An 11,962-nucleotide genomic window follows, 5' to 3' on the forward strand; every position below is an offset into this window, starting at 1 on the left:
TTATAATAAGGATAGGTGATGAAAACATGGAATTAAATGAAGTTTTGAATAAAAGAAAAAGTACAAGAAGACAATATCTGTCAAAAAAAGTTGATGATAATGTAATTCGTCAGGTTATTGAAGCGGCGATTTTAGCGCCTTCATGGAAGAACTCACAGGTGACACGTTATTATATTGCTAAATCAAAAGAAGCTTTACAGCAGGTTAAAGGTTCATTGCCAGAATTCAATCAGGAAAATGTTGGTCAAGCTCCTGTTTTAATTGTTTCCACGATTGTTTTGAATCGTTCTGGTTATAATAAAGATGGCACACCAACGAATGAACTTGGCAATGGATGGGGATATTATGATTGTGGTATGCATAATATGAATCTTTTGTTGAAGGCAACAGAATTAGGATTATCTACGTTGGTTATGGGTATTCGTGATGAACAGAAAATAAAGGAAATATTTGCGATTCCTGATAGTCAAGCCGTTGTTAGTGTTATCGCTTTAGGTTATAGTGATATGGAAATTGAAAGACCACAACGTAAAACATTTGAAGATATAACAGTAATGAAATGAGGAAAGATATGATAGTTTTATATATTATTGGTGGATTTGTTTGTTTATTATTGGCTATATATGTATTAGATCGTAGAGAAAAAATGTCAAAAAAGATTAAACAAATCAAAGAACAAAAACAAGAAATTCAAGAACTGAATAATCAATTAGATGAGATTCAATACCAACTTGATTTGATGGATGAGTCTATTCAAAAGGCTCATGATATAAGTTCACAAATTTTATTTTATATGAAAAAAATAAAATGATTTTTTGTGAATATAATAAAATAATGATAGCTTTTATAGTAAAATTCAAAATATAATGATTTATATAAATAAAAAGTAAAAAAAGTGTTGACATGTTTATGCAAATGCATATAATAAAAGCATATAAAAAATTCGATGAAAAAGAGAGTAGTTTAAACAAATATCAAGCGAGCTGATGTTGGTGTGAGATCAGTATAGGCGTTTAAATGAACCGCACTTTGGAGAACGATGCTTGAAAGAAGTAGGGTATCGAGTGAATCTGCTTTAAGGATAGAGGTGGATATATCTTTGATATATCAAAAAGAGTGGTACCGCGATGATTTCGTCTCTTAGTTCAACTAAGAGACGTTTTTTTATACAAAGGGGGAATTGATTTTGATGAGGATGAGTTTACGGCGATGATTGATTAAAATCACAGAAGCTATAAAATAAATAAAATCAAAAAAGAAAGAAGAGGGAATGAAAATGAAAAAATTATTTAAAGGATTATTAGTTGCCGCTATGGCATTAACAATGACAGCATGTGGTGGAGGAGAAAGTGGTTCAAATGAACAAAAGTTATTGATTGGTATTTCTCCTGATTATGCACCTTATGAATCATTAAATACTGATGGTGAAATGGAAGGATTTGATATTGATATGACAAAAGAGCTTATTAATATCATGAATGAAAATGGTGGAAATTATACTTATGAATTTAAACAGATGTCATTTGATACAATTTCAACAAGCTTAATGGCAAAACAAATTGATTTAGGTATTTCAGGTTTTACAATGCATGATGACTGGGATGTGTTATGGTCAAATAAATATAATGATTCTAAACAAGTAGCTTTAGTTTCTGAAGATAGTTCTATCCAGACTGTTAAAGATTTAGAAGGTAAAAAAATCGGAGCACAGTTATCAGCAACTGGAGAAGCATGTGCTAATGATATTAAAGATGCGAAAGTAACAACTGTTACAGATGTTAAGGTATTAGTTGAAACATTAAAATCTGGTGGTGTTGATGCTGTTATTTTAGATTATGCAGTTGCTAAAAATTATGATTCACAAGATGCATATAGAATGATTGATGAAGCTTTATTGGAAGAAGAAAATTTAATTATTGCAAATAAAGATAGTCAAGAATTAATGGATGATGTCAATAAAGCTTTAGATGAATTTATAAAATCTGATAAATATACTGAACTAAAAGAAAAATGGGGAGCTTAATATAAATGGAAAATCTTTTAACACAAGAAAATTTAATGTTTATGTTAAGAGGTGCTGGAATGTCGCTAATATTAGCGACATTCGCAGTTTTCTTTGGGATGATTTTAGGAACATTGGGAGCTGCTTCAAAGTTATCTAAACATGCACCTTTAAGATGGATTGGGAATATATATGTAGAAGTCATTCGAGGAACACCAATGTTATTACAAATTATGTTCTTCTATATAGCTATTCCAGTTATCTATCAGTCAATAACTGGAACTCGTATGAATCCTGATCCATATATTTGTGGATTAATCGCTTTAAGTATAAATAGTGGAGCCTATTCAACTGAATTAATCAGAAGTGGTATTCAGGGAATTGATAAAGGACAATGGGAAGCCTGTGAAACATTAGGATTAAGTTATTTTCAGACAATGCGTTTTGTGGTATTGCCACAAGCCTTTAAGAGAATTATTCCACCAATTGTCAGTGAATTTATCACTTTAATTAAAGATTCATCATTGATTAGCTGTATTGGAGCAACTGAGTTGCTTATGAGTGCACAAGTTTTAGGATCAAGAACTTTTAATTTGATTTATCCTTTACTTGAGGCGGCGTGTTTATATCTCGTGATGACACTCACTATTTCATATATTTCAAGACGTTTAGAAAGGAAGTTGTCTGCCCGTGATTAAAGTAGAAAATATTGTGAAACAATTTAATGATTTAAAAGCTGTTAATGATGTTTCCTTAGAAATAAAAAAAGGTGAGATTGTTTGTTTGATTGGTCCTTCTGGTTCTGGGAAAAGTACAGTTTTAAGATGTATTAATGGATTAGAGAAACCAGAAAGTGGACATATTTATGTGAATGATCAATTGCTTGATGAAAAAAATCCAGAAACTTATAAAAAATTAAGAAGTTTAATGGGATTTGTATTTCAGCATTTTAATTTATTTCCAAATATGACAGTTTTAGAAAATCTGACTTTAGCACCTATTCAAGTTATGAAAAAAAGCAAAGATGAAGCTGAACAAATAGCTTGTCAATATTTAGAAAGAGTGGGTCTTCTTGATAAGAAAGATGAATATCCAAATAAATTATCAGGTGGGCAAAAACAAAGGGTTGCGATAGCAAGAAGTTTATGCATGAATCCACAAATCATGTTATTTGATGAACCTACAAGTGCTTTGGATCCAGAAATGGTTATTGAAGTTTTGGAAGTTATGCAGGAATTGGCTAATGAAGGAATGACAATGGTTGTTGTGACACACGAAATGGGATTTGCTAGAACGGTAGCAGATCGTGTTATCTTTTTAGAGGATGGTAAAATTGTTGAAGAAAATACGGCTGAAGAATTCTTTAGAAATCCTAAAACACAAAGAGCACAGGATTTCTTAAATAAGGTTATGCATTAATGAAACTTAATGAATTTAAAGTAGAAACATGGATGACAGATCATGAAAACGATTGTCAATATAATTTGACAGAAACATGTGTGTCATCCTTATCTTTATTAGAACTTCAACAATTTGTTCAAGAGGATATAGCGAAACAGATGATGTCTATGAAAATGGATTATGGTCCTATTGTTGGATCAACACGTTTAAAAAAAGCTATCTTATCACTCTATGAACAGGGTGGATTTGAAAATATAACTATAACTCATGGAGCTATTAATGCTAATGAACTGGTATTAATGAGCTTGTTAGAAAAAGGAGACCATGTTATTAGTTTATTTCCAACTTATCAGCAAATGTATGATTTTCCATTATCATTAGGTTGTGAGGTTTCTTTAATTCCTTTAAAAGAAGAAAATGACTGGTTACCAACAATTGAAGATTTTGAATCATGTATACAAGAACATACAAAAATGATATGCTTAAATTCACCTAATAATCCTACTGGAACAACAATACCTTTGTCATTAATGAAAGATATTATAAAATTAGCTCAAAAATATGATTGCTATATTTTATGTGATGAAATCTATCGTGGTGTAGATACTGAAAGTTTAGAATTATATCCTTCATTTAGTGATTATTATGATAAAGCAATAGTGACACAAAGTTTATCAAAAGTTTTCTCATTTGCTGGTTTAAGACTTGGTTGGATAAAAGGACCTCAGGAAGTCATTGATTTAGTAAACTATCGACGTGACTATCATATTATTAGTAGTGGTCCATTAGATGATTATCTAGCTTGTTTAGTATTAGAAAATAAAGATGTGATTTTAAAACGTAGTCGTGATATATGTCAAACAAATAAACTTATTCTTAAAAAATGGTTAGATCAAGAACCACTTGTTTCTTGTGTTATACCACGTCATGGAACAGTTTGTTTCTTACATTATCATTTGGATATACCATCAGCAGAGTTTTGTGAAAAACTTCAAAAAGAAACGGGTGTATTTTTTGTGCCAGGAAGTGCATTTGATATAGAATATCATTTACGTTTTGGCTTTACACAAGATGAAAAGATAATTAAAGAAGGGCTTATTACATTTTCTAAATGGTTAAGACAATTTGATCATCAGTCTATAGATATTCAACTATAGACTTTTTTTGCGTCTATATACTAATTGATAGACAAAATAAGTTGAGAACATCAGTGTCGAAAATAAACCAATCAACATGACAATTGCCACACTTTCTACATGAAAACGTGGAATTAAAATGATTAAACAAATTAATTCAATAATAACTTCAAATGTGCTCATCATAAACATTTCTTTATTTTTGTTGAATGCTTGAAGTGTGGCGCTTAAAGGTGTTTGTAAATAGAAGATTGTAAAGGGAATACACATGTATTGTAAACAACGATAACCTTTAGTTGTATTGTACATGATTTGAAGGCAGACATCGCCATAAAAATAAAATATAAGTGTAAAAGGAAGACTGATAAAAAAACAGATGACCAAACTATAAAAAACATGTTTTTTTAATGCTTCTAAACGATTGTATGCAATATCTTTATTAAGAATAGGAATCAACAATCTTAAAACAACATTATTAAAGAAAGTAGGTGTAACCAGCAAAGAAATGACATAACCGTTAATAATCGCATATTGAAGGTGTATTTGGTTTTCTCCTATATGAAGTTTTGTTAAAATAGAAACCAAAAGGATGGGTTCTAAAAAATTATAGCAGACATGAAGCAGTCTTGAACCTGTTAATGGTAAAGCAATATTCATCATATCTTTAAATATAAAATGTTTTTGAAAATAGGATATGGGATGATAATGCCAATTGATTTTCCTTTTTAAACGTAACATTAAAAAAAGAATAGAAGTGAGTTCACCAATACTCATAGCTAAAATAGCAATGCTGACTAAATACGTCATCGGTAAATAATGAAACTGTTGAATAACAATGTAGGTAAAAAGAATACGAGAAACTTCTTCAAATAATTGTGCAAGTGATAAGTTCCAAACATCTTCTCTTCCTAAATAGTAATTCTTAATAATACCACTTATACCAACTAATGGAATGAATGGAAGGATGCATAATAAAGGTAAATATGCATCACTTTGTTTTAGAAAATAGAGAGCAATTATTTTTGAAAAAAACAAAAGTCCACCCATAATCAATAAACATGTTGCTAAACAAATGCATAAAGCTGAAACGATAACTTTTTTATTGTTGTATTTGGGGTGTGAAATCAAGCGGAAAACAGCAGATGGAATGGAAAACTGAGCTAAGGTAATACATAAAGAAAGTGTCGGGATAACCAAAATATAGAGAGCCATTCCATTTTCGTCTAAAAGACGGGATAAAAGCATTCTGTTGAATAAAGAAAAGACTTTTGTGATGAGGGTACTGCTTGTTAATATGAGAAATGAATTAATCAATTTTCTTTTCATAAAATACTTCCTTTATTGTCGAATTTCCTTTATAATAAATATGTTAATTATTCAAAAAATATGTTAGGAAGTGCAGTCAATGGAAATCAATATTAAGAATAACTTGCCATTAGATATTCTTTTTTTAATTCGTATAAAAGCTAATGAATTTAAAAATGAAGGAATTCATGAAATTAATAGTTATGATATTAAAGACTATCTTTATTCTATAAAATGGAAAGATGTTGAAACAAAAGCAATGTGTGATGTTATTGATGATATTATGTCATTACGTTTCTCAGAAGTTTTTGATTATTTAAAAATGAAAGTCATTAAAGAAGCTTCAACCATGAATATAGATGATTTTAGTGATTTTATAGCTAAATAATAATAATGATTGATCCTCTAACCGTTTTGTTTTTGTTAGAGGTGTTTTTATTTGATATCATGCCAAACAGATTATTTGAAATATAAAAGATACGTATGTTATAATACACGTAATTGAAAAAGGATGAACTTTAAGGAGATAGATATATTTTATGAAATATAAAATTATTGAGCCACAACATTATCAGCAGATTCAAAATCAATATCATATCAATTCTTTATTAGCAAAAGTGATTGAAAGTCGTCAATATGATGAAAACACTTTAAAAGATTTTATAAGTCCACGTTTAATTTATCATGATTTTTCTTTGTTTGAAGAAGCTGATATGACATTGGAAAGAATTCATGAAGCTATTGAAAATCATGAAAAAATTTGTATTTATGGTGATTATGATTGTGATGGTATTTTAGCAACGACAATTCTTGTACAAGCTTTTTTAGAATTAGGTGTAGAAGTAGGGTATCACATTCCTAATCGTTTTGATGATGGTTATGGACTCAATGTTAAACGTGTAGAACAGATGGCACAAAAAGGTTATTCTCTTATTATTACGGTTGATAATGGAGTCAAAGCTTTCGATGCGGTAGAAAGAGCTAATGAATTGGGTGTTGATGTTATCATTACTGATCATCATCAATTTGATAACGATTTACCTGATGCCTGTACTTTTATTCATACGAAATTATCTCCGGATTATCCATTTAAAGAAATTTCTGGTGGTTTTGTAGCATATAAATTAGCGAGTGCTTTATTAGGAAGACAAGATAAATATCTTTATTGCTTGGCTGCAATTACAACGGTTTCAGATATGATGCCATTATTGGATGAAAATCGTTCATTAGTGAAAAAAGCTTTAACATTCATGAAGGAAGAAAAATATCCTTCATTAGAGCTATTATTAGGAAATCAGCAGACATATTCAACGACAAGTATAGGTTTTGTGATTGCACCTAAAATTAATTCATTTGGACGTTTACCAGAGTTTTGTTCGCCTAATGTTTTAGTGAAATATTTTTTAAAGAATGCTCCTAGAGATTTTATGGTGAAAGTTTCTCAAATGGCGATTTCTTTAAATACCAAACGTCAAACAATGACAAATCAGCAATATGAAATGGCTAAGGAAGGTATGGGAGATGATTTTCTATATTGGTCAAGTGATCAGGTTCATGAAGGATTAGTTGGTTTGATTGCTGGTAAATATACTCGAGAATATGAGCGTCCAGGCTTTGTGATGGCATATGATGAGAAAAAGGGATTATATAAAGGAAGCGCCAGAAGTATTGATGGTTTTTCTTTACATCAATTTTTTATGGAACATCAAGATCAGTTTGTTGCTTTTGGTGGACATTCTTTGGCAGGTGGATTTACTGTAGATGAAGCACATTATGATTCATGTTATCAATGTATAAAGGATGCATTAAAAGATCTTCATTTGCATCCAACAACAACAGTTCTTCATATTGATGAACAGGATATAGATATAAAAAATGTTGAATCTTTATCTTTATTGGAACCATTTGGTATGAGTAATGAAGAACCGTTATATATGTTAAAGGATGTACCTGTATCACAAATACAACAATTAAGTCAGGGAAAACATTTAAAAATGCAAACTGACTTGAATCGTAGTCATGTGTCGATGTTGTATTTTCAGCATGGAGATTTATATGGAAAACTTAAAAATATAAAAAGGATGAGTGTTATAGGATCATTACAAATTAATGAATATCGAAATCAGAAAAGTCTGAATTTTATTATTAAAGATATCGTATAATGACTTTATAAAAAGATAAAATTTTGATATAATAAGCAAATAAGGAGGGCTTTTAAGCTATGGATTTAAAAAAGTATATTAAAGATATTCCTGATTTTCCAGAACCAGGTGTCTTGTTTAGAGATGTGACACCACTTTTAGCTGATAAAGATGCTTATCAGGAATCTATTCGCTTATTGAGTGATTTTGCAAAAGAGAAAAAAGTAGATCTTGTTGTAGGACCAGAAGCGAGAGGATTTCTATTTGGATGTCCAGTGGCTTTGGCATTGAATTGTGGTTTTGTTCCAGTTAGAAAGCCAGGGAAATTACCACGTGAAGTTGTAAGCCAGTCATATGATTTAGAATATGGATCAAATGAAATTCAAATGCACAGTGATAGTATTCAACCTGGACAGAATGTTTTAATTGTTGATGATTTATTAGCAACTGGTGGTACAGTTGATGCAGCTGTATCTTTAATTGAAAAAATGGGCGGAAACGTTGTAGGAATTGCTTTTTTGATTGAACTTGAAGCTTTGAAAGGTAGAGAACTTTTAAAAGATTATGACGTTTATTCAGTCTTGAAGTATTAAGAAGAGACGGTGTCTCTTTTTTAGCATAAAGCCAAAGTAAAGGAGGAAGGATATATGAAATATAAAGGAGCACATGATCAAGTTACTTTTGATGATGTATTAGAAAGTTGTTCAACTTACATCACGAAAAAAGAAAGTATAGATTTGATTCAAAAAGCTTATGATTTTATTATGGTCAAACATGAAGGACAAAAGCGCAAAAGTGGAGAACCATATACTATTCATCTGATTTGGGTTGCATATATTCTAACAACTTTACAGACAGGACCAACAACGATTGCAGCTGGGCTTTTACATGATGTCATGGAAGATTGTGATGTTTCGCATGATGAAATGGTTGAGCGTTTTGGTGAAGAAATTACAAGTTTAGTAGAAGGTGTAACAAAGATCAATAAAATGCCATTTAAAGATGAAGCAGATGTTTATGCTGAAAATCATCGTAAAATTTATATTGCTATGGCTAAAGATATTCGTGTTATTTTGATTAAGTTAGCAGATCGTTTGCATAATATGCGCACATTGCAATATATGACACCTGAAAAACAACAACGTATTTCTAGGGAAACATTGGAAGTCTATGCGCCAATTGCACATCGTTTAGGTATTAATGATATTCGTATTGAATTAGAAGATTTATGCTTACATTATTTGGATCCTAAAGCTTATTTAGAAATTTCTGAATTATTAGAACAAAAACGTAGTGAGCGTAAAGAATCTGTTGAGAAGATGATGAAATCAGTAGAAGAATTATTGGATGAAAATCATATTGAATATCGCATTAAAGGACGTGCAAAACATATTTATAGTATCTATAAAAAAATGGTTATCAAGCATAAACGTTTTGATGAATTATATGATTTAAATGCTTTACGTATTATTTTAAAAGATAAAATGAAATGTTATGAAGTTTTAGGTATTATTCATGATCATTATCGTCCATTACCTGGACGTTTTAAAGATTATATTGCGATGCCTAAACCTAATATGTATCAGTCTTTGCATACAGCGGTTATAGGAGAAGACGGGCATATTTTTGAAATTCAGATTCGTACAGAAGAAATGGATGAATTAGCTGAACGTGGAGTTGCTTCTCACTGGCGTTATAAAGAAGGAAAAGAATATTCATCTAAACAGGAACAAAAAGATATCGTTGATAAGTTACAATGGTTAGGTGATTTTATTACTTTAAGTGATGAAATCAAAGATGGTGATGCTAAGGAATATTATGATTCTTTAAAAAGAGATATTTTTGAAGCTAATGTTTATGTTATGACGCCTCAAGGTAAGATTGTAGAGTTACCAAACGGCTCAACACCTATTGATTTTGCTTATCGTATTCATACAGAAGTTGGACATCATGCTGTAGGAGCTATTGTCAATAATGTTATGGTTCCTATTAATACCAAATTAAAAACAGGTGATGTCTGTGAAATTAAAACAAATAAAAATTCTGGACCAAGTGAAGACTGGTTGAAATTTGTTCAGACAGCAGGAGCCAGAAATAAAATCAGACAGTATATTTCAAAGAAAGATGCTGAAACTCAAAAAGAAGCTATTGAGGAAGGAAAAAAATTATTAAAGGAAGAAATTCGTAAACGTAATTTGGATGAAAAGAAATTTATGGATCCTGATACGTATAAATCTTATTTTGGTTCTTTTGGTGCTCGTAATTTTGATGATTTAATGTTAGTCATTGGAAAGAAACAAGCAACTGCTTCTACATTGATTGATAAGGTTCTTCCAAGCAAAACTGGATTCTTTGATAATCTTTCAAAGATTTTAAAGAAGAATAATAATGCTTTAAAAAATCAAAAGAAAAGCAGTAGTTTAGGAATCAGTGTTAAAGGTGTTGATGGGCTGAAAATACAGTTATCTAAATGCTGTAATCCTATTCCTGGAGATGATATTGTTGGATATGTATCTAAGGGACAGGGAATCAAAGTACATCGTAGTGATTGCCCTAACTTAAAAGGTGTTGAAAAAGGACGTTTAATTGATGTGTATTGGGATTATACTAATATTATGCAAAAACGTTTTGAGGTTGATATTGATATTAGAGGTTTAGACCGTCCTAATTTATTAAATGATATTATTACTGTATTAGGACAGGTGAAAGTCAACATTTTAAATATTAATGCTGGAGTTGTAGATACAGAGGCGCAAATTCAATTAAAGCTTTCGGTTGAAAATGCAGAGCTTTTACAGTTGACTATTGACAATTTAAATAAAATTCAAGGTATTTATAATATTACAAGAGTGATTCATTAATATAGAAAAGAGGAGAAGAAAATGAAACAATATACTTATATGATGTTAAAACCTGATGCTTTTGTTGACCATAAAAATCAAAGAGTTCTTGAAATATTAGCTCAACATCAATTACATGTTGAAAAATCACAAGTCGTACAGGTAGATATAGATGTCATGAAGATTTTATTGGAACATTATCATTACGTTATTGACGAAAAGGGAAAGGATTTTAATTTTCCTGCAAGATTATTTAATACTTTCTATTTTGATGGCCCTCACTATATTATGCCTATGAAAGTGAGTTATGATGGTGATGAAGATATTATTACGTATTCTCGAAAAATTGTTGGAAAGACAAATCCAATACAGGCAGATCCACAGAGTATTCGTGGAGAATTGAGTTGTGATAGCTATGAATTAGCTGATCAGGAATATCGTCTTGTTGATAATATTATTCATGCTTCATCTTCTCATGAAGATGCTCAAAAAGAGTTGATTATATGGGAAAAATTCATTCAATAACATTTTCATAATACGAAAATGAAAAGGCTTTCATTTTTATAAAAAGTGTGTTAAAATATAAGCGAAGAAAAGGAAAGAAACGAAAGGAGGTCTTAAAAATGATGGAAAGAAAAATAAAAGAAAAAACATTGTATTTAGGACTTAAATTCGTTGACAATCTTGATCTTCCAAAAGATTATAGATTGGAAAGAGATATTCTACCCCCTAACATACAATAGGCCTGGAAAAGATAGGCCATAAATATAAAAAAAGTTCATGATATAATAAAGAGTGATCATGATGGGTGAATGAGAAAGTTTATTGATTCATGATAAATGAGTAAAAAAGGACATAATGATATCGCTTTATAGAAAATATGGAAACATTATTCATGAGATTATCAATATGAAATGAAGTCTTATTGAATATTTCAAATGATATGTATGGAAATAAAAAAGAGTTTTTAAGAAATAAAACAATAAGATAGAGTTGAGTAATGATAAGCAAATAGATAATTGAGTGTCATCATTATTTATAACATTTATATAAATAAATCACATTGAAGATAATATTTCTTCTTTAAAATAAAGGATAGAAATCAAGAAGTGAAAAACTTGATTTCTATCTTTTTTA

Annotated in this window: 12 protein-coding genes and 1 other annotated feature; of the genes, 11 read left to right on the forward strand and 1 reads right to left on the reverse strand. The window is 30.1% G+C overall.

Annotated features, from left to right (window positions below):
• The first annotated feature begins 26 nt into the window (after positions 1 to 26).
• The 6 genes from E0K96_RS10295 to E0K96_RS10320 all read left to right on the forward strand — a co-directional run bounded on the left by E0K96_RS10295 (position 27) and on the right by E0K96_RS10320 (position 4,560).
• Entirely contained in the window at positions 27 to 563 is a 537-nt protein-coding gene (locus E0K96_RS10295) for a nitroreductase family protein (protein WP_168083016.1), read from the forward strand.
• An 8-nt stretch (positions 564 to 571) separates the two neighbouring features.
• Positions 572 to 811, forward strand: coding sequence for a hypothetical protein (locus E0K96_RS10300; RefSeq protein WP_087303677.1), 240 nt, complete (start codon positions 572 to 574; stop codon positions 809 to 811).
• A 126-nt stretch (positions 812 to 937) separates the two neighbouring features.
• Positions 938 to 1,144: a binding site (T-box leader), on the forward strand.
• Between the two features lie 132 nt (positions 1,145 to 1,276).
• Positions 1,277 to 2,023: a transporter substrate-binding domain-containing protein gene (locus tag E0K96_RS10305; RefSeq protein WP_087303676.1), complete on the forward strand. Its 747-nt coding sequence runs from the start codon at positions 1,277 to 1,279 to the stop codon at positions 2,021 to 2,023.
• Between the two features lie 5 nt (positions 2,024 to 2,028).
• Positions 2,029 to 2,700, forward strand: coding sequence for an amino acid ABC transporter permease (locus tag E0K96_RS10310; protein ID WP_087303675.1), 672 nt, complete (start codon positions 2,029 to 2,031; stop codon positions 2,698 to 2,700).
• Positions 2,693 to 3,421: an amino acid ABC transporter ATP-binding protein gene (locus E0K96_RS10315; protein WP_168083018.1), complete on the forward strand. Its 729-nt coding sequence runs from the start codon at positions 2,693 to 2,695 to the stop codon at positions 3,419 to 3,421. Before E0K96_RS10310 ends, E0K96_RS10315 begins: the two co-directional genes overlap by 8 nt.
• Positions 3,421 to 4,560 (forward strand): aminotransferase class I/II-fold pyridoxal phosphate-dependent enzyme, encoded by a 1,140-nt coding sequence (locus E0K96_RS10320; RefSeq protein WP_168083020.1) that lies wholly within the window; start codon positions 3,421 to 3,423, stop codon positions 4,558 to 4,560. Before E0K96_RS10315 ends, E0K96_RS10320 begins: the two co-directional genes overlap by 1 nt.
• Here E0K96_RS10320 and E0K96_RS10325 read toward each other — a convergent pair.
• Positions 4,555 to 5,865 (reverse strand): oligosaccharide flippase family protein, encoded by a 1,311-nt coding sequence (locus E0K96_RS10325; protein WP_168083022.1) that lies wholly within the window; start codon positions 5,863 to 5,865, stop codon positions 4,555 to 4,557. The two genes, E0K96_RS10320 and E0K96_RS10325, sit on opposite strands and share 6 nt — an antisense overlap.
• 79 nt (positions 5,866 to 5,944) lie before the next feature.
• Between E0K96_RS10325 and E0K96_RS10330 the strand changes: the two genes are divergently transcribed.
• From E0K96_RS10330 to E0K96_RS10350, 5 genes are all read left to right on the forward strand, one after another.
• Positions 5,945 to 6,232, forward strand: a complete 288-nt coding sequence (locus tag E0K96_RS10330; protein ID WP_168083024.1) for a post-transcriptional regulator — start codon at positions 5,945 to 5,947, stop codon at positions 6,230 to 6,232.
• 151 nt (positions 6,233 to 6,383) lie between these two features.
• Entirely contained in the window at positions 6,384 to 8,006 is a 1,623-nt protein-coding gene (recJ, locus tag E0K96_RS10335; protein WP_168083026.1) for a single-stranded-DNA-specific exonuclease RecJ, read from the forward strand.
• 59 nt (positions 8,007 to 8,065) lie between these two features.
• Positions 8,066 to 8,578: an adenine phosphoribosyltransferase gene (locus tag E0K96_RS10340; protein WP_087297401.1), complete on the forward strand. Its 513-nt coding sequence runs from the start codon at positions 8,066 to 8,068 to the stop codon at positions 8,576 to 8,578.
• 54 nt (positions 8,579 to 8,632) lie between these two features.
• Positions 8,633 to 10,846 carry a RelA/SpoT family protein gene (locus E0K96_RS10345; protein ID WP_168083028.1) on the forward strand — a complete coding sequence of 738 codons (2,214 nt, stop codon included), beginning with the start codon at positions 8,633 to 8,635 and terminating at the stop codon, positions 10,844 to 10,846.
• 21 nt (positions 10,847 to 10,867) lie between these two features.
• Positions 10,868 to 11,350, forward strand: coding sequence for a nucleoside-diphosphate kinase (locus tag E0K96_RS10350; RefSeq protein ID WP_168083030.1), 483 nt, complete (start codon positions 10,868 to 10,870; stop codon positions 11,348 to 11,350).
• The last annotated feature ends 612 nt before the right edge of the window (positions 11,351 to 11,962 follow it).

Source organism: Massilimicrobiota sp. SW1139, from assembly GCF_012027715.1.
Taxonomy (GTDB): Bacteria; Bacillota_I; Bacilli_A; order Erysipelotrichales; family Coprobacillaceae; genus Allocoprobacillus; species Allocoprobacillus merdigallinarum.

Excerpts from the sequence above, each read along its gene's own strand:
- E0K96_RS10295 (WP_168083016.1), top strand. The coding sequence starts at position 27 with ATGGAATTAAATGAAGTTTTGAATAAAAGAAAAAGTACAAGAAGACAA.
- E0K96_RS10300 (WP_087303677.1), top strand. The coding sequence starts at position 572 with ATGATAGTTTTATATATTATTGGTGGATTTGTTTGTTTATTATTGGCT.
- E0K96_RS10305 (WP_087303676.1), top strand. The coding sequence starts at position 1,277 with ATGAAAAAATTATTTAAAGGATTATTAGTTGCCGCTATGGCATTAACA.
- E0K96_RS10310 (WP_087303675.1), top strand. The coding sequence starts at position 2,029 with ATGGAAAATCTTTTAACACAAGAAAATTTAATGTTTATGTTAAGAGGT.
- E0K96_RS10320 (WP_168083020.1), top strand. The coding sequence starts at position 3,421 with ATGAAACTTAATGAATTTAAAGTAGAAACATGGATGACAGATCATGAA.
- E0K96_RS10325 (WP_168083022.1), bottom strand. The coding sequence starts at position 5,865 with ATGAAAAGAAAATTGATTAATTCATTTCTCATATTAACAAGCAGTACC.
- E0K96_RS10330 (WP_168083024.1), top strand. The coding sequence starts at position 5,945 with ATGGAAATCAATATTAAGAATAACTTGCCATTAGATATTCTTTTTTTA.
- recJ (WP_168083026.1), top strand. The coding sequence starts at position 6,384 with ATGAAATATAAAATTATTGAGCCACAACATTATCAGCAGATTCAAAAT.
- E0K96_RS10340 (WP_087297401.1), top strand. The coding sequence starts at position 8,066 with ATGGATTTAAAAAAGTATATTAAAGATATTCCTGATTTTCCAGAACCA.
- E0K96_RS10345 (WP_168083028.1), top strand. The coding sequence starts at position 8,633 with ATGAAATATAAAGGAGCACATGATCAAGTTACTTTTGATGATGTATTA.
- E0K96_RS10350 (WP_168083030.1), top strand. The coding sequence starts at position 10,868 with ATGAAACAATATACTTATATGATGTTAAAACCTGATGCTTTTGTTGAC.